Here is a 21,049-nt window from a genome sequence, read left to right on the forward strand (position 1 = left end):
CGGTTCAACAACCCGCCTATTCCGCCGGCGCCGCCAGCGGCCGCGGCGCGGACCGCCGGCGCAGGCGGTCGATCAGCAGGTAGATCACGGGCGTGGTGTAGAGCGTCAGGATCTGCGAGACGAACAGCCCGCCGATGATGGTGATGCCGAGCGGGCGACGGAGCTCCGTGCCGGGTCCGGTGGCCACGACCAGCGGAATGCCGGCGAACAGCGCCGCCATGGTCGTCATCAGGATCGGGCGGAAACGCGCCTGGCACGCCTCGAAGATCGCTTCCGCCGAGGACAGGCCGCGCTGACGCTCGGCATCGAGGGCGAAATCCACCATCATGATGCCGTTCTTCTTGACGATGCCGATCAGCAGGATGATGCCGACGAAGGCGATCACCGTCAGCGGCGTGTTGGTGAGTTGCAAGGCCAGCAGCGCGCCGAGCCCCGCCGACGGCAGCGTCGAGATGATCGTGAGCGGATGGGCGAGGCTCTCATAGAGCACGCCGAGCACGATATACATCGCCACCAGCGCCCCGAGGATCAGCAGCGGCTGCCGGCCGCTGGTCTTGGCGAAATCGCCGGCATTGCCGTCAAAACTGCCGCGGATGCCCTCCGGCATATGCAACTCCTCGACCGCGCGCTGGATGTTCTGCGTTGCGGCCTGGATCTGCACGTCCGGCAACAGGTTGAACGACACGGTGGTCGATGGGAACGATTGCGAATGATAGACCGCGAGCGCGGCGAGCCCGCGCGTCGCATGCACCACGGCCGACAGCGGCACCTGCGCGCCACCCGCGCCGGCGACATAGATACGGTCGAGGTTGGACGGGTCGACCTGGAATTTCGGGTCGATCTCCAGCACGGTCATGTACTGGTTGCGCTGGGTGTAGATGATCCCGATCTGACGCTGCGAGAAGGCGTTGTTGAGCGCGTTGTCGATGTCCTGGACGCGGACGCCGAGCGCTGAGGCCTTCTGGCGGTCGATCGACAAGGTCAGTTGAAGCCCGCCGGGATCGCGGTCGCTGGAGATATCGGTGATGCCCTCGACGCTCTCCATGCGCTTGGCCACGATTGGGGCCCATTTCTGCAACAGGCCAAGATCGGTGCTGGACAGCGTGTACTGATAGTCGGAATCGCTCTGCCGTCCGCCGGCCCGCACGTCCTGGGCGGCGAACATGAAGAGGCGGATGCCGGGCACCGGGTACAAAGCGCGCCTGAGACGGTCGATCACGACCTGGGTCGAGACGTGGTCGCGCTCCTCCGGCGGCTTCAGGCTGATGAACATGGTGCCACGGTTCGATGTCGCGGCGCCCGGCCCCCCGCCTCCGCTGCCGACCGTCGAGCCGATGCCGGCAACCGCCGGATCCTGCATCACGATGTCGGCAAGCCGCTGCTGCAGGCCCAGCATGGATTGGAACGAAATGTCGGCCGAGGCGCGCGTGGCGCCAATGACGAAACCGGAATCGTCGGTCGGGAAATACCCCTTGGGGATCTTGATGTAGAGCGTCACCGTCAGCGCAATGGTGGCGAAGAACACCAACAGCGTCAGCAGGGGAAAGTCCAGTGCCGCGCGCAAGGTGCGGGCATAAAACGCGACGACGCGCGTCAGCGAACCCTCGATGATTCGATCGAACAGGGTCGCGGTCCCCGAGGTGGCCTGCCGGATGTAATGGGCGCAGATCATCGGCGTGACCGTGAGCGACACCAGCGTCGAGACCACGATCGCGAAGGTCAGCGTCAGCGAAAACTCGCGCAAGAGACGGCCGACGATGCCGTCCATGAAGATCAGCGGTGTGAAGGCCGCGATCAGCGACAGGCTGATCGACACCACGGTGAAGCCGATCTGCCGGGCGCCCTCCAGGGCTGCCTGGAGCGGCCGCATGCCGTGCTCGAGATTGCGGTACATGTTCTCGATCATGACGATGGCATCGTCGACCACGAAGCCGACGGAGATCGCCAACGCCATCAGCGACAAATTGTCGATCGAAAATCCCGCGACCCACATGCCGGCGCAGGTCCCCGCCAGCGCCAGCGGCACGGAGATGCCGGCCGCGATCGTCGGCGTGAGGCGTCGCAGGAAGACGAACACGACGACCATCACCAGGATGGCGGTTGCGAGCAAGGTCCACTGCATGTCCTGCACGCTGGCGCGGATCGTGCTGGTGCGGTCGACCAGAGTGGAAATATCTACGCCGGCCGGAATCCATTGCTTCAGCTCGGGGATCAGCGCCTTCACCCTGTCGACGGTGTCGATGACGTTGGCATCGCCCTGCTTGGTGATCTGGATCAGCACCGCGGGCTGCTTGTTGAACCAGGCGATGGAGCGGGCGTTGCGGACGCCGTCCTCGATGTCGGCGACGTCGGACAGCCGCACGAAATTGCCATTGGAACTCTTGATGACGATGTCGCGAAACTCTTTCGCAGTGCGCATCTGCTTGTTCAGCGCCAGCGTCTCGCTCTGGCGCTCGCCGTTGAAGATGCCGACCGGGCCGAGGGGATTGGCATTGATGATCGCCGTCCGGACGCCGTCGGTGGCGATGCCTGCGTTCGACAGCGCGACCGGATTGAGCTGGATGCGCACCGCCGGCTGGTCGGCGCCGCTGACCGTGACGTCGCCCACGCCTGGCACCTGCGAGATACGCTGCGCGATGACGGTATCGGCGACGTCGTAGATCGCACTTGCCGACAGCGTCTTCGAGGTCAGCGCCAGCACGAAGACCGGCGCGCCGGCCGAGTTGGCCTTGCGGAAGCGCGGCAGCGTCGGCAGATCGCTCGGCAGATCGACCAGCGAGGCGTTGATGGCGGCCTGCACGTCACGCGCAGCCTTGTCGATGTTGCGGCCGATGTCGAACTGGAGCTGGATATTGGAGACGCCGAGCGAACTCGTCGAGGTGATCTGGTTGATGCCCGATATCTCACCCAACCGCCGCTCCAGCGGCGAGGCCACGGTCGCGGCCATCACGGATGGATCTGCGCCGGGGCGGCTGGCCGAGACGAAGATGGCGGGAAAATCGACGTTCGGAACCGAGGCGACGGGAAGAAACTCGTAGGCGACGCCACCCAGCAGGAACAACCCGATCGACAGCAGCGTGGTCGCGACCGGGCGGCGGATGAAGGGCTCCGAGATCGATGCCATCACTGCATCCCCTCGGTCGCGCCCGCGACGGGCGGGCCGCCGGATTCGGCCGGCGGCAGCGCCTGCTCGAGGCGACGGTTGATGCGGTCGAGCGCGAGATAGATCACCGGCGTGGTGTAGAGCGTCAGCAGCTGGCTCAGCAGCAGGCCGCCGATGATGGAGATGCCGAGCGGAAAGCGCAGTTCCGCGCCGGTGCCACTCTCGATCGCCAGCGGCAGCGCGCCGAACAGCGCGGCCAGCGTCGTCATCATGATGGGACGGAAGCGCAACAGACAAGCCTGCACGATCGCCTCGTTCGGCGACATCCCCTGCCTGCGCTCGGCTTCGAGCGCGAAGTCGATCATCATGATCGCGTTCTTCTTGACGATGCCCATCAGCAGGATGATGCCGATCAGCCCGATCACCGAGAGGTCCTGCCCGCACAGCATCAGCGCCAGGATCGCGCCGACGCCGGCCGAAGGCAGCGTCGAGAGGATCGTGATCGGGTGGATGTAGCTCTCATAGAGCACGCCCAGCACGATGTAGATGGTGATCACGGCGGCGAGCAGCAGCCACGGCTGCCCCGCGAGCGCCTTGGAGAATTCGGCGGCATCGCCGGCATAGACGCCGACGATGCTGTTGGGCATTTCGATGCGCGTCTCGATGGTCTTCACGGTCTCGACGGCATCGCCCAGCGCCGCGCCCGGCGCGAGGTTGAAGCTGAGCGAGATCGACGGGAACTGCGCCTGGTGCGAGATCGAGAGCGGTGCGGTGGTTCGGGTCAGCGTCGCGACGGCGGACAGCGGCACCTGCGCGTTGGGCGCGCCGGCGGTCGCGCTCGCCCCGCCCGGCAGATAAAGTTTTGACAGGATCGAGGGATCGCGCTGGTACATCGGCAGCGCCTCCAGCACGACGCGGTACTGGTTGGCCTGGCCGTAGATGGTCGAGATCTGGCGCTGCGCGAAGGCGTCGTTGAGGGTGTCGGTGATGCCCTGCAGGCTGACACCGAGCTGGCCGGCCCGGGTGCGGTCGACCGTGAGCTGCGCCCGCAGGCCGCCTTCCTGCGCCTCCGAGGAGACGTCGCGGAACAGCGGATCGTGCCGCATCTCGGCGACCAGCTTGCGCGCCCACTCCGACACCAGCGCCGCGTCGGTGCCGGTCAGCGTGTACTGGTATTGCGAGCGGCTCGACTGGGTCGAGATCTGCACGTCCTGCACCGGCTGGAAATAGACGGTCATGCCGGGGATGCCTGATACCCGCTCCTTCAGGCGGGTGATGACCACGCCGACATCGTCGCGCCGCTCGCCGCGGGGCTTGAGCGTCATGACGAGACGGCCGACATTGGTGGTCGGATTGACCGAGCCGGCGCCAATGACCGAGACCACGCCTGTTACATCAGGGTCGGCCTTGATGGCGTCGGCGGCTTCGGCCTGCCGCTTCTGCATCTCCGCGAACGACACGTCGGGCCCCGCCTCCGTCACCGCGGTGATCGAGGCGGTGTCCTGCAGCGGCAGGAAGCCCTTTGGCGCGACGACGTAAAGCACGAGGGTCGCAACCAGCGTGGCGAAAGTCACGACCAGCGTGGCGCGCTGGCGTTCCAGCACCCACAACAGCGTCCGGTGATAGCCCTCGACGGTCCGGTCGATGAAGCGGCTGACGGCCGCCAGTCCCGGTATCGCCAACTCCTCATGGGCGTGCTTGAGCAGACGCGAGCACATCATCGGCGTCAGTGTCAGCGAGACCACGGCCGAGGTCACGACCGCGATCGTCAGCGTCAGCGCGAATTCGCGGAACATGCGGCCCACGAGACCCGACATGAACAATAGCGGGATGAACACCGCGATCAGCGACACCGTCAACGAGATCACGGTGAAGCCGATCTCGCTGGCCCCCTTCAGCGAGGCCTCCATCGCGCTATCGCCATTCTCCATGTGGCGAACGATGTTCTCGATCATGACGATGGCGTCGTCGACGACGAAGCCGGTGCCGATGGTGAGCGCCATCAGCGACAGATTGTCGAGGCTGAAGCCGGCGAAATACATGATGCCGAAGCTGGTGATCAACGACAGCGGCAGCGCCACGCCCGCGATCAGCGTGGCGCGCAGCGAGCGCAGGAACAGCAGCACCACCAGCGTCACCAGCACGACGCTGAGGATCAGCGTGAACTGCACGTCGCGGACCGAGGCGCGGATGGTGACGGTGCGGTCGGAGACGATGGTGAGGTTCACGCCCGCCGGTATGGCGCGCTGGACTTTTGGGATTTCCGCGCGGATCTGGCTGACGACGTCGATGACGTTGGCGCCGGGCTGACGCTGAATGTCGATGATGACCGCGGGCGAGCCCTGGTACCAGCCGCCGGTGCGGTCGTTCTCCAGCCCGTCCACGATCTGCGCGACGTCGGCGATGGTGACCGGCGAGCCGTTGCGGTAGGCGATGATGACAGGTCTGTAGGCGTCGGCGGCGGCGATCTGGTCGTTGGCGGCGATGATGTAGGATTGCTGCGCGCCGTCGAGCGAGCCTTTCGGCCCGGAGACATTGGCATTGGCGATCGCGGCGCGGAGGTCTTCCATGGCGATGCCATAGGCCGCGAGCCGCGCGAGATCGGCCTGGATGCGCACCGCCGGCTTCAGCCCCCCGAGCACCGAGACCCGTCCGACGCCGGAAATCTGGCTCAAACGTTGCGCCAAAAGCGTGTCGGCGATATCGCTCATCGCCCGCAAAGAGATCGTGTCGGAGCGCAGCGCCAAGGTCATCACCGGCGCATCGGCCGGGTTCACCTTGGCGTAGGTCGGCGGATAGGGCAGCGTTTTTGGCAAGACGCCGGCCGCGGCGTTGATCGCGGCCTGCACGTCCTGGGTCGCGCCGTCGATGTCGCGGTTGAGATCGAACTGGAGCGATATCTGGCTGACGCCGAACGAACTCGTCGAGTTTATCGCCGACAGCGACGGGATCTGGCCGAGCTGCCGCTCCAGCGGCGCGGTGATCAGCGAGGCGATCACGTCGGGGCTCGCGCCGGGAAGCTGCGTCGTCACCTGCACGGTCGGGAAATCGACCTGCGGCAGCGCCGAGACCGGCAGCGCGAAATAGCCCAGCAGCCCGCCGATCAGCAGGGCGATACCGAGCAACGAGGTCGCGATCGGACGGCGGATGAAGGGTTCGGAGACACCCATGGGATATGCCTGCCGCTCAGGCGGCTGTTGTCGGGATCATGGCTGCTTGGCTCCACTTCCCGATGCCCCAGGATTTGATGCAGGCCCCGGTGCCGGCCCGGTCTGGCCCTTCTGGTCGCCTTCGCTGCTCTTCCGCTTGGCGCGAAGCTCGCCGTCCTTGTCCTGTCCGTCTTTTTGCCCGTCCTTTGCACCATCCTTCTTCTGGGCGTCCGGCCCGCGCGAGCGCTTGCGCGGCGCGAGATCGGCCGACGGGGTCTGGTCGTCGCGGCCCACCACCACTTTTGAGCCTTCGGACAGGTTGGCAAAGCCCGTCGTAACGACCTTGTCGGTCGCCGACAGGCCGCTGGCGACCACGGCGTCATGCTCGTTCTGCTGCGTCACCGTCACGGCCTTGGCCGAGACGACATTGTCCTCGCCAATGACATAGCTGAAGGTGCCGATCGGGCCACGCTGCACGGCCGAGGTCGGCACCACCAGCGCCTGCATCAAGGTCTCGACCTTGAGGCGGACATTGACGAACTGGCCCGGCCAGAGCTGGTAATTGGCGTTGGGGAATTCGGCCTTGAGCTTGAGCGTGCCGGTGGTCTGGTCGACCTGGTTGTCGATGCCGGTGAGCTTGCCGGTGTCGACCACGGCGATGCCGTCATTGCCGAACACGTCGACCGCGAGCGTGCCCTTCGACGCGGCCGCGTTGACGCGCATGATCTGCTGCTGCGGCAGGCTGAACCACACCGCGATCGGCTGCAATTGCGTGATCACCACGAGGCCCGTGGTGTCGGAAGCGTGGATGATGTTGCCCTGGTCGACCTGGCGCAGGCCGGCGCGACCCGAGATCGGCGCCACGATCTTGGTGTAGCTCAGCGTCGCCGCCGCATTGTCGATCGAGGCCTGGTCGGCCTTCACCAGCGCCTCGGTCTGCGCGACCAACGCGCGCTGGGTGTCGGCCTGCTGCTTGGAGCCGGCATTGGAGGCAGCGAGCTGCTCGTAGCGTGTGAGATCGATGCGCTGGTTGGCGAGCTGGGCCTGATCCTGCGCCTTCTTGGCGACCGCCTGGTCGTACGTCGCCTGGTAGAGCGCGGGGTCGATCTCCCCGAGCACGTCGCCCTTCTTGACGTCCTGCCCTTCGGTGAAATTCACGGCGATCAGCTTGCCGTCGACCTGCGAGCGCACGGTCACGGTGTTGAGTGCGCGGATCGCACCGACGCCGTCGAGATAGACAGGAACGTCCAGGACCCGCGGGCTCGCCGCCAGCACCGGCACCGGCAGATCGGGCCGCTGGTTGCGATTGTTCCCCTGCTGCGGCTGCTGATGCCAGACGGTCCAGCCGAGATAGCCAAGGCCGCCGAGGATCGCCAGCGTCATCAGGGTAATGACGAAGCCGCGCCCGCGCGATTTCTTCGCCGTCCCCTCCTTCGGGCCTTCCTTGGCGCCCTCTTTCGTATCCGGCTTAAAGAGCATTGACCGGTTTCTCCATCCTCGGCTCCCAGCCGCCGCCGAGCGCCTGATACAGGCTGACGATAGCAAGAAGCCGGGCAAGTTGCGCCTGCGACAGCGCGTCTTCCGCCTGGAACAGGGTGAGTTGGGTATTGAGCACGGTGACGATGTCGGCGGTGCCGGCGCGCAATTGCTGCTCGGCAAGATCGAAGGCGCGCCGCGAGGCAGCGACGACCTCGCGCTGCAATTGCAGCCGGATCGTCGTCTGCTTGATCGAGAACAGCGCATTGTCGACGTCGGCAAACGACTGGATGATGGTCTTGCGGTAGGTCTGGAGCAACTCGTCCTGCCGCGCCTTGGCGTATTCGAAATTGCCGAGGATCTTGCCGCCGTCGAAGATCGGCTGCGTCGCGCTGCCGACGAGCTGGAAGAACGCCGCATGCGGCTGGAACAGCGAGACCAGGGCCGAGCTCTGATAGCCGCCATTGCCGGTGAGCTGGATGGTCGGAAAGAATTGCGCGCGCGCATTGCCGATGTTCGCGGTCGCCGACGCGAGCTGCGCCTCCTGGCGGCGGATGTCCGGCCGCTGCGTCAAAAGCTCCGACGGCAGGCCCGGCGTCACGCGCGGGATGGCGATCCGGTTCAGCGAGCCGCCGAGCACGCGCACGCTCTCCGGCGGGCGCGACACCAGCACGGCGAGCGCGTTGACGTTCTGGTCGAGCGTCTGGCGCAGCGGCGGCACCAGTGCCTTCTGGTTGGCGAGCACGCTCTCCTGCTGGGCGACGTCGAGATCGGTGCCGGTGCCGGCCTTGCGGCGGTCCCTGACGGCATCGAGAATGCGCTGCGCACTCGCGATGTTGCGCTGTGAGGTCTTGATGCGATCCTGCGAGGCCAGCACCTGGAAATAGGCGTTGGCCACGCCCGCAAGCGTCGTCAGCGCGACGACGTCGCGATCGAAGCGGTTGGCATTGGCGGTCTCTTCCGCCGTTTGCAAGGCGTCGCGGTTCTGGCCCCAGAAGTCGAGCTGGTAGCTTGCGCTGAGCGAAGCCGAATAATTGACCACCTCGCGGCCGCCATTGGTGAGGCCTGAGGACGAGGAGCCCGAGGTGCGCGAATAGGTCTCCTGCCCGGCGCCTGACAAGCTCGGCAGCAGTGCTGCGCCCGCCTGCCGCGCCTGGGCGTCGGCCTCGACGATGCGCGAGACGGCGGCGGCGATGTCGAGGTTGACGGTGTGCGCCTCCTCCATCAATTGCGTCAGCTCCGCCGAGCGGAAGCCGCGCCACCAATCCAGCGTGGGCGGCGCATCCGCCTTGCCGGCATATTTGTACTGCGTGGGAACGTCGAGCGCGGGATCCGGAAGGTCCTGCGTCAACATGCAAGCGCCCGAACCGGCGGCGAGGCACAGCGCGGCAAGCCAGCGCGCCGCCCGCAGCATGCAGGAAGCCGATCCAACAAGCCGCCGCACGGCGACCGCAGGAACATCTTGTGTCACATCCACCCCCCACCGGGCAGATTCAGCCGCCACCGCACAGCCGGATTAACCGATTCGCGGCGGGACAGTCGGGGATCTCTGGATAACTCGTTCACAGCGGCGATGCTTTCTGCGGAACCTTGAGCTTCATACTAGCCGGGCGCGGAACTGCGGGACAGTCCCGCAGGTGCGAAGCACACAGCCTGACGCATCGACATTCAAGGTGACAGAATACAAGATACGCTTGTCTAGCAGCGACTTTTAACATCGTCGAAACGTTCGGAAACGAAGGCAAACTTACCAAGATTTCATGTGACATCGCCGCCACACCGCGCCGGAGCTGTCCGATTCCGCGTGCAACACAGCCCGCGCGCCCCGTTCAGCCTCTAAGCGCGGGCCATTCTCACGAGGTCGTCAATTTCCGAGCGACGATGCGCAAGCGTTTCAACATTGTCACGCCAGCCAAGGCGCACAATTGGCTCATCAACTCCGCTCGCGACGACCGTTATCTTCTACGGCCGAATAACGGCCCGCCATATTCTTCCAGTGATCATCGGATTCGTAGCCAAGAAAGTGTCTCCGACGGAAATATCGTTGCTTTAGCCGGCATTTGGGCCGGATTCGCTGCAGCGCAAAAGCCTTCCCCTTTGGCGTTCCAAGCACTAGGTTCTGGCCAACCTGATCAACCCTTTGCTAGTGATTTCCCCCGACATGACCATCAAAAACGACGTTGTCGAAGCCATCGGCAACACCCCGCTGATCAAGCTCAAGCGCGCCTCGGAATTGACCGGCTGCACCATTCTGGGCAAGGCCGAGTTCATGAATCCCGGCCAGTCGGTCAAGGACCGGGCCGGCAAATGGATGATCCTGGAGGCGGAGAAACGCGGCGAGCTCAAGCCGGGCGGGCTCGTGGTGGAATCGACCGCCGGCAATACCGGGATCGGCCTTGCGGTCGTCGCCAGCGCCCGCGGCTACCGCACGCTGATCGTGATCCCGGAGACGCAGAGCCAGGAGAAGAAGGACTTTCTGAAGCTGTGCGGCGCCGAGCTCCTGGAATCGCCGGCACTGCCCTATTCCAATCCGAACAGCTACCAGCATGTCGGCCGCCGTCTCGCCGACGAGCTGCGCAAGACCGAGCCCAACGGCGTGCTGTTCGCCGACCAGTGGAATAATCTCGACAATGCGAAGGCGCATTACGACTCGACCGGCCCCGAGATCTGGCAGCAGACCGGCGGCAAGGTCGACGGCTTCGTCTGCTCGGTCGGCAGCGGCGGCACGCTCGCCGGCGTCAGCCGCTATCTGAAAGAGAAGAATAAGGACATTCGGATTGCCTGCGCCGATCCGCATGGCGCCGGCATGTACGAATATTTCAGGACAGGCGACGCCAAAGCCACACCCGGCAGCTCGATCACGGAAGGCATCGGGCTTGGCCGCGCGACCGCCATCGTCGAGAGCGCGAAGGTCGATGACGCCTATCTCATTCCCGACGCCGAAGCTGTCACGGCGATCTACGAGCTGCTCCAGCACGAAGGGCTGTGCCTCGGCGGCTCCACCGGCATCAACGTCGTCGGTGCGATGCGTCTGGCAAAACAGCTCGGGCCCGGCAAGACGATCGTCACCGTGCTCTGCGATTCCGGCAGCCGCTACCAGTCGAAGCTGTTCAACGCGGACTTCATGCGCGCCAAGAACCTTCCGGTGCCGGAATGGCTGGAGAAGCGCAGCAACATCAAGCTGCCGTTCGTCTAACTCCAGATCGACCGCGTCGATCCCTGCGACACCCGCGCGAGACGCTCGTTCGATAGCGAGGGCTTGACCTCGCGCGTGCGCGGCGGGAGGGGAGTACCGTAGGAGCGTTCGCTGTCGCCGCTCGGCCAGAACGCGAGCGCGAGCATCAGCCCAAGATTGACGAGCGCGCCGACCGCCGTTGCCTGGTGATCCTGTCCGATCGCCCAGGCTGGAAACCGGCCCGCGACGACATGGTCGACGATCATGAGCGCGAACCAGCCCGGGATCACGCAGACCGGATCCCAGCCGATGTCGCGGATGCGCATCGATTGCAGGGTGAAGGTCGCAACTCCGAAGAAGACGATCGCAGCGATGATCGCCCGGCTGCTGGTGAGGTCTTCCGGCCGGATCGCACCGGGCGAGCTGTCGCGCAGCACGGCCATCGCAATTCCAAAGCAGATCGCCGTCATCACGATCGCAAGCGCGACCGAGGCGAGGAAGAAATGCAACCGCCCGAGCCGGGCGTTCAAGCCGAAGACGAAGCCGAGCATTGGCGCACCCTTTTGGCGCCAAATGCACAGAAATAGCTTTCGGAGCCGTGAACCGGCACGGCCGCGCGCCCGCGCATGGTTTCCGGAAGACTAAGCCGGCCCGCGCAATGTGAGGCCTTCGCTCCGACCGGCGGGGTCAGGCGCCCTCGCCGCCTAACGAGGCCGCAGCACAATAGTCGCGCCAGAACTGGCGATAGCCCGCCTCGACCCTGCCCGCGTAGATCTCGACATTGCCGGCGGGCGAGGCTGCGATCCGGGCCGGCAAATCCGCCCGCAACTTCGCCAGATGATCAGGCTGCGTCGCAAATTTGCAGGCGATCGCGGCGTAACCGTCGTCATCCTCAGCGACCCAATCGCCGAGGCCGACGGCGGTCACGATGGAGGCGCCGGCGCGCGACGAGGCGCCGTTGCCGAGTTTGGCAACGACCGGAACGCCCGCATAGAGCGATTCCCAGGTGCTGGCGCCGCCGTTTTGCGGGAACGTGTCGAGGGACACGTCGACGTTCGAAAACGCGAGCAGATGCTCGTGACGCGGGGTCGAGCCCAGGCAGGTGACATTTTCTTCGGCAATACCCTGTGCCACGAACCGCGCAACCAGGCTGTCGCGAAGCAAGGGATCGTCGAGCAGGGTGTGCTTGATGATGATCTTCGATCCCGTCACCGCTCGCATCACCTTCGACCATACGCGGATGGCCTCGTCCGATATCTTGTAGATGCGATTAAACACGCCGAAGGTCACATAGCCGTTGCGGAGCATAGGAAGCTCGGACGGGGGCACATCCAGGATGGGATCCATCGTGATCAGGCACGGCAGATCATGAACTTTTTCGGCCAGCAGATGGCGCGCCGATGGCGGAATGAAAATCGGGTCCGCAAGCAAATAGTCCATGGTCTGAAGGCCGGTACCGGTCGCATGTCCGAAACCCGTGACCTGGATGGGAGCAGGCTTTCGCGCGAAAACAGGGAGCCTGTTCCCGCTCGAATGCCCGGACACGTCGATCAAGATATCGACCCCGTCGGCCTGGATACGATCAGCCAGCTCGTCGTCCGAAAGCTGCCAGGCGTCGACCCAGACGTCCGCCAACGACTTGAACTTGGCGGTCATCTCATCTCGTAACGGCGAGCACGAATAGCAGACGATCTCGAACCTGGCGTGATCGTGATGGCGCAGCACCGGCAACAGGCCGAACGCCGCCGAGTGGTACCAGAACTCGGCCGCAACATAGCCGATCACGATGCGCCCATCAGGATCGAGCTGCCGGGGTGAGAGCTGCCTTTGCGGCAGTCTGGCGCCGATCGCTTCCCACCAATGTCTTCGCGCGGCCTGCTGGACCGCGAAATCGGCCTCGGAGAGAAAGTCCAGGAAGTAGATTTTTCGCGCGATCAAGTCCGCATGATCAGGCGCGATTGCCAGCGCGGCGTCGAGATGTTCGATCGCGGATGCTATTTCCCCCTGCTGTGCAAAACAGGCACTCAGCAGCGCCATCGCGATCGCGGAGCGCGGGTTTGCCTCGAGCAAGGTCGTGCATGCCAGGATCGCCTGCGCCGTATTCCCTGCGTTGAGCGAGACTTTCGCCCTCCCCTCCAAGGCCACCTCGAGCTTGGGCGACAGCGCAAGTGCCGCATCGAAATCCGCAGCCGCCCGTTCCGATCGCGACAGCTCGAAATGGAGCCGTCCGCGGTGCGCCAGGGCCTTGGCCGAATTGGGCCTGATCGCGAGCGCCGTCGTGAGCGCGGCTTCCGCCTCGTCATAGTGCTTGAGGTCGATACTGACCGTGCCTTTGCCGACGAGCGCTTCCGCGTGACGCGGCTGAAACAACAAAGCGCGATCGAAACTTTGTCTGGCGCGGTCGAACCGGTGCAGCGCCAGCTCCGCGACACCACGATTGCAAAGTGCGTCGGCATAGTCGGGCTTCAGCCTGATAGCGCGATCGTACTGCTCGATGGCCTGTTCGGGCAGACTCATGTGGAGGAAGGTATTGCCGAGGCTGGTCAGCGCCAGCGGAAAATTCGGCTTCAGCGCGATGGCCTTCTCCTGACAAGCGCGGGCGGCCTCAAATTGCCCGAGGTCGCAGTACACGGTCGCGAGATTGTTATAGGCCTCGTGCGAGCGCGGATCGATCGCGACGGCGCGCTCTAGCAGCTGTCGCGCCTCCTCCAGACGCCCGCCATGGCGCGCGCACAGGCCGAGCAGGTGCGTAGCGTCGAAATGATCGGGAACAGCCTGCAGTATCTGACGGCACAGCGCATCTGTCTCCGCATATCGCCCCTGGCCAAAGGCGCTCGCCGCAGCGGCGATGATCGCGTCCGCCTGCTTCTTCAATTTCTTCTGCAATCGCGCGTTCTGGAACGCGCGCGCGCCGGCGCCGCTGCTCTGCAATGTGTCTCTCCGGAGGGTAGCCTTCGAAGAGTCTAGCTGATTCGCGAGCCAAGGCCGGCCGGTCAGCCGGCCCGGCGACATCCGGAATTCTCCGGTGCCCGGCGCAGGAACCGGCTCAGAAACAGCTTCGAGGCTGTCTATGCAGCGTCGCTTCCTTCCGAGGCCGCAGCACAATAGTCGCGCCAGAACTGGCGATAGCCCGCTTCGAGTTCGCGCGTGTAGATTTCGACATTGCCGGCGGGCGAGGCTGCGATCCGGGCCGGCAAATCCGCGCGCAACTTCGCCAGATGATCAGGCTGCGTCGCAAACTTGCAGGCGATCGCGGCGTAACTATCGTCATCCTCGGCGACCCAATCGCCGAGACCGACGGCGGTCACGATGGAGGCGCCGGCGCGCGAGGAGGCGCCGTTGCCGAGCTTGGCCACGACAGGAACGCCCGCATAGAGCGATTCCCAGGTGCTGATGCCGCCGTTTTGCGGGAAGGGATCGAGCGACATATCGACTTTCGCGAAGTCCCGCAGATGTTCCGCGCGCTCTGACGAGCCCAGGCAGGTGATGTTCTCTTCGGGGATGCCTTGGTTCACGAGCCGCGCAAGAAGGCCGTCGCGCACCAGAGGATCGTCAAGCAGGGTGTGCTTGATGATGATCTTCGATCCCGTCACCTCGCGCATCACTTTCGACCACACTTGGATCGCCTCGTCCGAGATCTTGTTGACGCGGTTGAACACGCCGAAAGTCACATGGCCATTGCGGAGCATGGGAAGGTCCGAAGGCGGCACCTCCAGGATCGGATCGATGGTGTTGAGGCACGGCAGGTCAAAGACCTTTTCGGCCAGCAGATGCCGTGCCGATTGCGGAATGAAGACAGGGTCCGCGAGCACATAGTCCATGGTCGGCATGCCCGTGCCCGTCGCGTGTCCGAAGCCGGTGATCTGAATCGGGGCCGGCTTCCGCGCGAAGACCTGCAGCCTGTTGCCGGTTGTGTGGCCCGAAACGTCGATCAGGATGTCAACATTGTCGGCCTGGATGCGATCGGCGAGCTCGTCGTCCGAAAGCTGCCAGGCATCGACCCAGGCGTCCGCCAGTGACTTGAATTTGGCGGTCATCTCGTCTCCAGACGGCGAGCACGAATAGCAGATGATCTTGAAGTTGGCTTCATCATGATGGCGCAGCACCGGCAGCAAGGTGAGCGCCGCCGAGTGTTGTCGGAATTCGGCCGCGACATAGCCGACCACAATCTGCTTTTCCGGATCAAGCGGCCGCTTCGGCAGCGGTCGCCGCAGTATCTTGGAGCCGATCAAGTCCCACCAATCCCGTCGTACCGCCTGCTGGATCGCGAAATCGGCCTCGGCGCGGAAGTCCTGCAAGAAGATCTTTCCCCGGATCGCATCTTCATAGTCCGGTCGAATCGCCAGCGCGCGATCGAGATATTCGATCGCGGCGTCCATTTCTCCCTGGTTCGAATGAGCAAAGCCCATCAGCGCCAGCCCCGTCTCCGAGCGCGGATTTCGCTCGATCAAGGTCGCTGCGGCCGCCATCGCCTGCGCTGTCTTTCCCATCACGAGGCAAGCCTGTGCCTTGCCTCGGAGAGCGAGTTCGAGCTTGGGCGAAATCGCAAGCGCCGCCTCGAAATCGGCAACTGCCGGTTCCAGGCGCTGCAGCTCGTAATTGAGCCGCCCGCGTTGCGCTAGTATCTTCGCAGAACCGGGCCTGATCGCGAGCGCCTCTGCGAGAGCGGATTCCGCGTCGTCGTAATGCTTGAGCTCGAGGCCGACCACGCCTTTGCCGACGAGCGCCTCAGCGTGACGCGGTTGAAACAACAAAGCACGCTCGAAGCTTTGTCTGGAGCGCTCAAACTGGCCCAGCGCCAGCTCGGCCAGACCACGATTGCAGAGCGCATCGGTATAATCGGGCTTCAGCTTGATGGCGCGATCGTACATCTCGATGGCCTGCTCGGGCAGGTTCATCTGGAGCAATGTATTGCCAAGGCCGGCCAGCGCCGGCGGAAAGTTCGGCTTCAGCGCGATCGCCTTCTCCTGACATGCACGGGCTGCCTCAAAGTTCTGAAGGGCCAAGTGCACGGTCGCGAGATTGTTATAGGCCTCGTGCGAACGCGGATCAGTCGCGATGGCGCGCTCTAGCAGCTGTCGCGCCTCCTCCAGGCGCCCGCCATGGCGCGCACACAGGCCGAGCAGGTGCGTGGCGTCGAAATGATCGGGAATAGCTTGCAGGACCTGGCGGCAGAGAGCCTCTGTCTCCGCATATCGTCCCTGGCCATAAGCAGTTGCCGCGGCGGAGATGACGGCGCCCGCCTGCTTCTGCAATTTCTTCTGCAATCGCGCGTTCTGGAACGCGCGCGCGCCGGCGCCGCCGCTTTGCAATGTGTCTCTCCGGAGGATGGCCTGGAGAGAGTCTAGCTGATTCGCGAGCCAAGACCGGCCGGCCAGCCGGGCCGGCAAGCTCCGGGATTACCCGGTGCCCACCGCAGGAACCGGCTCAGACACAGCTTCGAGGCTGGCTACGCAGCGTCGCCGTCTTCCGAGGCCCCAGCACAATAGTCGCGCCAGAACTGGCGATAGCCCGCTTCGAGCTCGCGCGTGTAGATTTCGACATTGCCGGCGGGCGAGGCTGCGATCCGGGCCGGCAAATCCGCGCGCAACGTCACCAGATGTTCGGGCTGCGACGCAAATTTGCGGGCGATCTCGACATAGCCATCGTCATCCTCGGCGACCCAATCGCCGAGACCGACGGCGGCCACGATGGAGGCGCCGGCGCGCGAGGAGGCCCCGATGCCGAGCTTGGCCACGACGGGAACCCCCTTGTAGAGGGATTCCCAGGTGCTGATGCCGCCATTTTGCGGGAACGTGTCGAGGGAAATATCGATCTTGTCAAAGGCCATCAGGTGGTCGTCGCGCGAGGTGGTGCCGAGGCAAATGATGTCCTCCTCCGCAATGCCTTGCGCGACGAAGCGTGCCACCAGGCTATCGCGCAGCAGGGGATCATCGAGCAAACTATGCTTGAGAACGATCTTCGATCCCGGCACTTCCCGCATGATGCGCGACCACACACGGATCGCATCATCCGATATCTTGTAGATGCGGTTGAACACGCCGAAGGTGACGTAGCCGTTGCGGAGCATCGGCAGCTCGGAAGGCTGCAGGTTGGTGACGGGCTCCATCGTGATCAGGCACGGCAGATCGTAGATCTTTTCAGCAAACAAATGCCGGGCCGATGGCGGAATGAAGATGGGATCGGCGAGCACGTAATCCATGGTCGGCATGCCCGTCCCCGTCGCGTGACCGAAGCCGGTGGCCTGGATGGGGGCCGGCTTCCGCGCGAAGCATTGCAGCCTGTTCCCGGTCGTGTGGCCCGAAACGTCGATCAGGATGTCGACATTGTCGGCCTGAATACGATCGGCGAGTTCGTCGTCCGAAAGCCCCCAGGCGTCAACCCAGACGTCCGCCAATGATTTGAACATGGCGGTGTACTCGTCAGCTCCCGGCCAGGAGTAGTAGCAGATGATTTCAAACTTGGCGTGATCATGGTTGCGCAGAACCGGCAGCAGGGTGAGCCCCGCCGAGTGCTGGCGGAATTCGGCGGCGACATAGCCGACCACGATCCGCTTGTCCGGATCAAGCGGCCGCTTCGGCAGCTCCCTCCGCGGCAGCTTCGACCCGATCTGATCCCACCAAGATTTTCGTACCGCCTGCTGGACCACGAAATCGGCCTCGGCGCGGTAGTCCTCCAGGAAGATCTTGCCTCTGATCGCATCGCCATAATCCGGTCGGAGCTCCAGCGCGCGATCGAGGTATTCGATCGCGGCGTCCATGTCCCCCTGGTTCGAATAAGCGAAGCCCATCAGCGCCATTCCCATCTCCGAGCGCGGATTTCGCTCGATCAAGGTCGTCGCTGCCGCCATCGCCTGCGCGGTCTTTCCCATGACGAGGCAGGTCTGCGCCTTGCCCCGGAGCGCCAGCTCGAGCTTGGGTGAGATCGCAAGCGCCGCCTCGAAATCTGCAAGCGCGGGCTCCAGCCGCTGTAGTTCGTAACTGAGCCGCCCGCGCTGGGCCAAAATCCGCGGCGCGCCGGGCTTGATCGCGAGCGCCGTGGCAAATTTGGCGGCCGCCTCCTCATAGTGCCGGAGCTCCGAGCTGACCATGCCCTGGCCCACGATGGCCTCGGCGTGACGTGGCTGAAACAGCAGGGCGCGATCGAAACTTTCCTTGGCGCGTGTGATCTGCCCAAGCACGATCTCGACCATGCCACGGTTGCAGAGCGCATCGGCATAATCCGGCTTCAGCTTGATGGCGCGCTCGTGCATCTCGAGCGCCTGCTCGTACTGCCCCAAATGCATCAGCGTGTTGCCGAGATTGGTCAGCGCGACCGCGAAATTGGGCTTCAGCGCGATCGCCCTCTCCTGGCACCGCCGCGCCTGCTCGTAATTGCCGAGGTCGAAATGCACAGTCGCGAGGTTGTTATGGGCATCATGCAAGCGCGGATCGAGCGCAATCACGCGCTCGAGCAGCTCTTGCGCCTCCTCCAGGCGCCGGCCGTCATGCGCGCACATGCCGAGCAGGTGCATGGCGTCGACGTGATCCGGAAGCGCTTTCAGGATCTCACGGCAGAGCGCCTCGGTCTCTGCGTATTTGCCCTGGCCATAGGCTGCGGCCGCGGCGGACAGGACGGCGTCCGCCTGCTTCATCAGTTTCTTCTGCAATCGCGCATTCTGGAATGCGCGCGCCCCGCCGCTGCTCTGCAAGGTTTTCTCTCCGGAGGATAGCCCTGCGCGGAGTCTAACTGATTCGCGCGCCGGGCCGGCCGGTCACCCCGAACCTCCGGGGTTTCCCGGTGCCCAGCGCAGGATTGGCTCGGGAACAGCTTCGGCCGCGCCGGTCCGGCGCAGCCGACCTGCCTACGCAGCGTCTCCGCCTTCCATGGCCGCGGCACAATAGTCGCGCCAGAACTGTCGATAACCCGCCTCGACTCTGCGCGTGTAGATCTCGACGTTGCCGGCGGGTGAGTTGGCGATCTGAGCCGGCAGATCCGCGCGCAGCTTCGCCAGATGAGCGGGCTGCGCCGCGTATTTGCATGCGATCGCCGCATAGCCCTCGTCATCCTCGGCGACCCAGTCGTCCAGACCGACGGCCGCCACGATCGACCCGCCGGCGCGCGAGGAGGAGCCGTTCCCGAGCTTGGCCACGACCGGGACGCCCGCGTAGAGGGATTCCCAGGTGCTGATGCCGCCGTTTTGCGGGAAGGTATCGAGCGAAATGTCGACATTGGCGAAGGCCCGCAAATGCTCGTGGCGTGGAGTCGAGCCCATGCAGATGACGTTCTCCTCGGCAATGCCCTGCGCCACGAACCGCGCGATCAGGCGGTCGCGCAGCAATGGATCGTCGAGCAGCCCGTTCTTGATGACGATTTTCGATCCGGTCAATTCGCGCATCACGCCCGACCACACCCGGATTGCCTCGTCCGAGATCTTGAAGATGCGGTTGAACACGCCGAAGGTCACGTAGCCGTTGCGGAGCATGGGAAGCTCCGACGGCGGCACATCCAGGATGGGATCGATCGTGATCAGGCACGGCAGATCATGGACCTTTTCGGCCAGCAGATGGCGCGCCGATCGCGGAATGAAGGTCGGATCCGCGAGCACGTAGTCCATGGTCTGGAGGCCCGTACCCGTGGCGTGCCCGAAACCCGTGACCTGGATGGGAGCCGGCTTGCGGGCGAAGACATGGAGCCTGCTGCCGGTCGTGTGCCCGGACACATCGATCAGAATATCGATTCCGTCGGCCTGAATACGATCGGCCAATTCGTCGTCCGACAGCTGCGCGACCTCGACCCAGACGTCCGCGAGAGGCTTGAATCTCTCGGTCATGTCATCCTGCAAGGGCCAGCACGAATAGCAGACGATCTCGAAATTGGCGTGATCGTGATGCCGCAGCACCGGCAGCAGGGAATACGCTGCGGAGTGGTGCCTGAATTCGGAAGCGACATATCCGATCACGATCCGTTTGTCCGGATCGAGCTTGCGCGGCGACAGCGTTCGTTGCGGGAGTTTGGCGCCGATCTCGTCCCACCAGTATTTTCGCGCCGCCTGCTGAACCACGAAATCAGCCTCCGGCAGATAATCCAGCACGAAAATCTTGTATCCGATGGCCTCCGGAAAGTCCGGCGCGATCGCCAGCGCCGCGTCGAGATGCACAAGCGCCGTCGCGATGTCTCCCTGATTCACATAGCAAGCGGCCAGAAGCGCCATTCCCGCCTCGGACTGCGGATTGACCTCGAGCAGTTTCTTGACGCCCGCGATCGCCTCCGCCGTGTTCCTTACGAGAAGGTCGACTTGCGCCCTCCAGCACAGCGCGAGCTCGAGTCGTGGCGATTGCGCCAGCGCTGCATCGAAATCCGCTGCCGCCCGCTCCAGCCGGGACAGTGTCAAATTGAGCCGTCCGCGCTGCACCAGAATCCTCGGTGCCCCTGGCTTGAGCGCGAGCGCGGCATCGAAGGCGGCTTCCGCCGCCTCGAAATGTCTGAGCTCGAGGCTCACCATGCCCTTGCCGGCGATGGCTTCCGCATGGCGCGGCTGCAGCGACAGCGCGCGATCGAAGTTCTCACCGGCCCGCTCGAACTTGCCGATCATCAGCTCTGCCATGCCACGATTGCAAAATGCGTCGGCATAGTCCGGCCTCAGCCTGATGGCGCGTTCGTGCAGTTCGATCGCCTCTTGGGGGAGGCCCAGGTGCAACATCGTATTGCCGAGATTGGTCAGGGTGATCGGACAATTCGGCTTCAGCGCAATGGCCTTCTCCTGGCATGCGCGGGCGTTCTTGAATTTCTCGAGCGCGAAATACACAGCCCCGAGATTGCCATGCGCATCGGGCGAACGCGGATCGAGCATGGTCGCACGCTCGAGCAGGAATTGCGCGTCCTCAAGCCACCCGCCGTCGAACGCGCGCAGGCCGAGCAGGTGCGTGGCGTGGAAATGATCCGGAACCTCTTTCAGGATCTCGCGGCAGAGTATCTCGGCCTCGGCAAAATTGCCCTGTCCCAGCGACTGAATCGCGATGGACATGACGGCGTCCGCCTGCTTCCTCAGCTTCTTTTCCAGTCGCGCGGTCTGGTATGCGCGTGCGCCGACACTGCCCTGCAAGGTCTCTCTCCGGAGGATGGTCCGAAAAGAGAGACAAGCTGATTCGGATGGTGCCAAGCTGG

The 21,049-nt window shown here is 64.3% G+C and carries 10 protein-coding genes; 1 reads left to right on the forward strand and 9 read right to left on the reverse strand.

Features of this window, described 5'->3' with window-relative positions:
* Positions 1–16 precede the first annotated feature (16 nt).
* The 4 genes from IVB31_RS28215 to IVB31_RS28230 are packed head-to-tail and all read right to left on the reverse strand — an operon-like array spanning position 17 to position 9,205.
* Positions 17–3,124 carry an efflux RND transporter permease subunit gene (locus tag IVB31_RS28215; RefSeq protein ID WP_247330644.1) on the reverse strand — a complete coding sequence of 1,036 codons (3,108 nt, stop codon included), beginning with the start codon at positions 3,122–3,124 and terminating at the stop codon, positions 17–19.
* Positions 3,124–6,273 (reverse strand): efflux RND transporter permease subunit, encoded by a 3,150-nt coding sequence (locus tag IVB31_RS28220; RefSeq protein WP_247330646.1) that lies wholly within the window; start codon positions 6,271–6,273, stop codon positions 3,124–3,126. The genes IVB31_RS28215 and IVB31_RS28220 overlap by 1 nt, the downstream gene beginning before the upstream one ends.
* Positions 6,274–6,309: 36 nt before the next feature.
* Positions 6,310–7,731, reverse strand: coding sequence for an efflux RND transporter periplasmic adaptor subunit (locus IVB31_RS28225; RefSeq protein ID WP_247330648.1), 1,422 nt, complete (start codon positions 7,729–7,731; stop codon positions 6,310–6,312).
* Positions 7,721–9,205 (reverse strand): efflux transporter outer membrane subunit, encoded by a 1,485-nt coding sequence (locus tag IVB31_RS28230; protein WP_247330650.1) that lies wholly within the window; start codon positions 9,203–9,205, stop codon positions 7,721–7,723. Before IVB31_RS28230 ends, IVB31_RS28225 begins: the two co-directional genes overlap by 11 nt.
* Positions 9,206–9,889: 684 nt before the next feature.
* Between IVB31_RS28230 and IVB31_RS28235 the strand changes: the two genes are divergently transcribed.
* Positions 9,890–10,924 carry a cysteine synthase A gene (locus tag IVB31_RS28235; protein ID WP_247330652.1) on the forward strand — a complete coding sequence of 345 codons (1,035 nt, stop codon included), beginning with the start codon at positions 9,890–9,892 and terminating at the stop codon, positions 10,922–10,924.
* Here the strand turns inward: IVB31_RS28235 and IVB31_RS28240 are convergent.
* The 5 genes from IVB31_RS28240 to IVB31_RS28260 form a co-directional block, all read right to left on the reverse strand.
* The gene (locus IVB31_RS28240) at positions 10,921–11,454 is read right to left on the reverse strand and encodes a DUF805 domain-containing protein (protein WP_247330654.1); all 534 of its coding nucleotides are present in this window, start codon (positions 11,452–11,454) and stop codon (positions 10,921–10,923) included. The genes IVB31_RS28235 and IVB31_RS28240 overlap by 4 nt on opposite strands.
* A 136-nt stretch (positions 11,455–11,590) precedes the next feature.
* Positions 11,591–13,834: a glycosyltransferase family 41 protein gene (locus tag IVB31_RS28245; RefSeq protein WP_247330656.1), complete on the reverse strand. Its 2,244-nt coding sequence runs from the start codon at positions 13,832–13,834 to the stop codon at positions 11,591–11,593.
* A gap of 137 nt (positions 13,835–13,971) precedes the next feature.
* On the reverse strand, positions 13,972–16,215 hold the full coding sequence (locus IVB31_RS28250) for a tetratricopeptide repeat protein (protein WP_247330658.1): 2,244 nt from the start codon (positions 16,213–16,215) through the stop codon (positions 13,972–13,974).
* A gap of 137 nt (positions 16,216–16,352) precedes the next feature.
* Positions 16,353–18,593: a tetratricopeptide repeat protein gene (locus IVB31_RS28255; protein ID WP_247330660.1), complete on the reverse strand. Its 2,241-nt coding sequence runs from the start codon at positions 18,591–18,593 to the stop codon at positions 16,353–16,355.
* Between the two features lie 153 nt (positions 18,594–18,746).
* Positions 18,747–20,987 carry a tetratricopeptide repeat protein gene (locus IVB31_RS28260; RefSeq protein ID WP_247330662.1) on the reverse strand — a complete coding sequence of 747 codons (2,241 nt, stop codon included), beginning with the start codon at positions 20,985–20,987 and terminating at the stop codon, positions 18,747–18,749.
* Positions 20,988–21,049 lie beyond the last annotated feature (62 nt).

It is taken from the genome of Bradyrhizobium sp. 21, assembly GCF_023073335.1.
Taxonomy (GTDB): Bacteria; Pseudomonadota; Alphaproteobacteria; order Rhizobiales; family Xanthobacteraceae; genus Bradyrhizobium.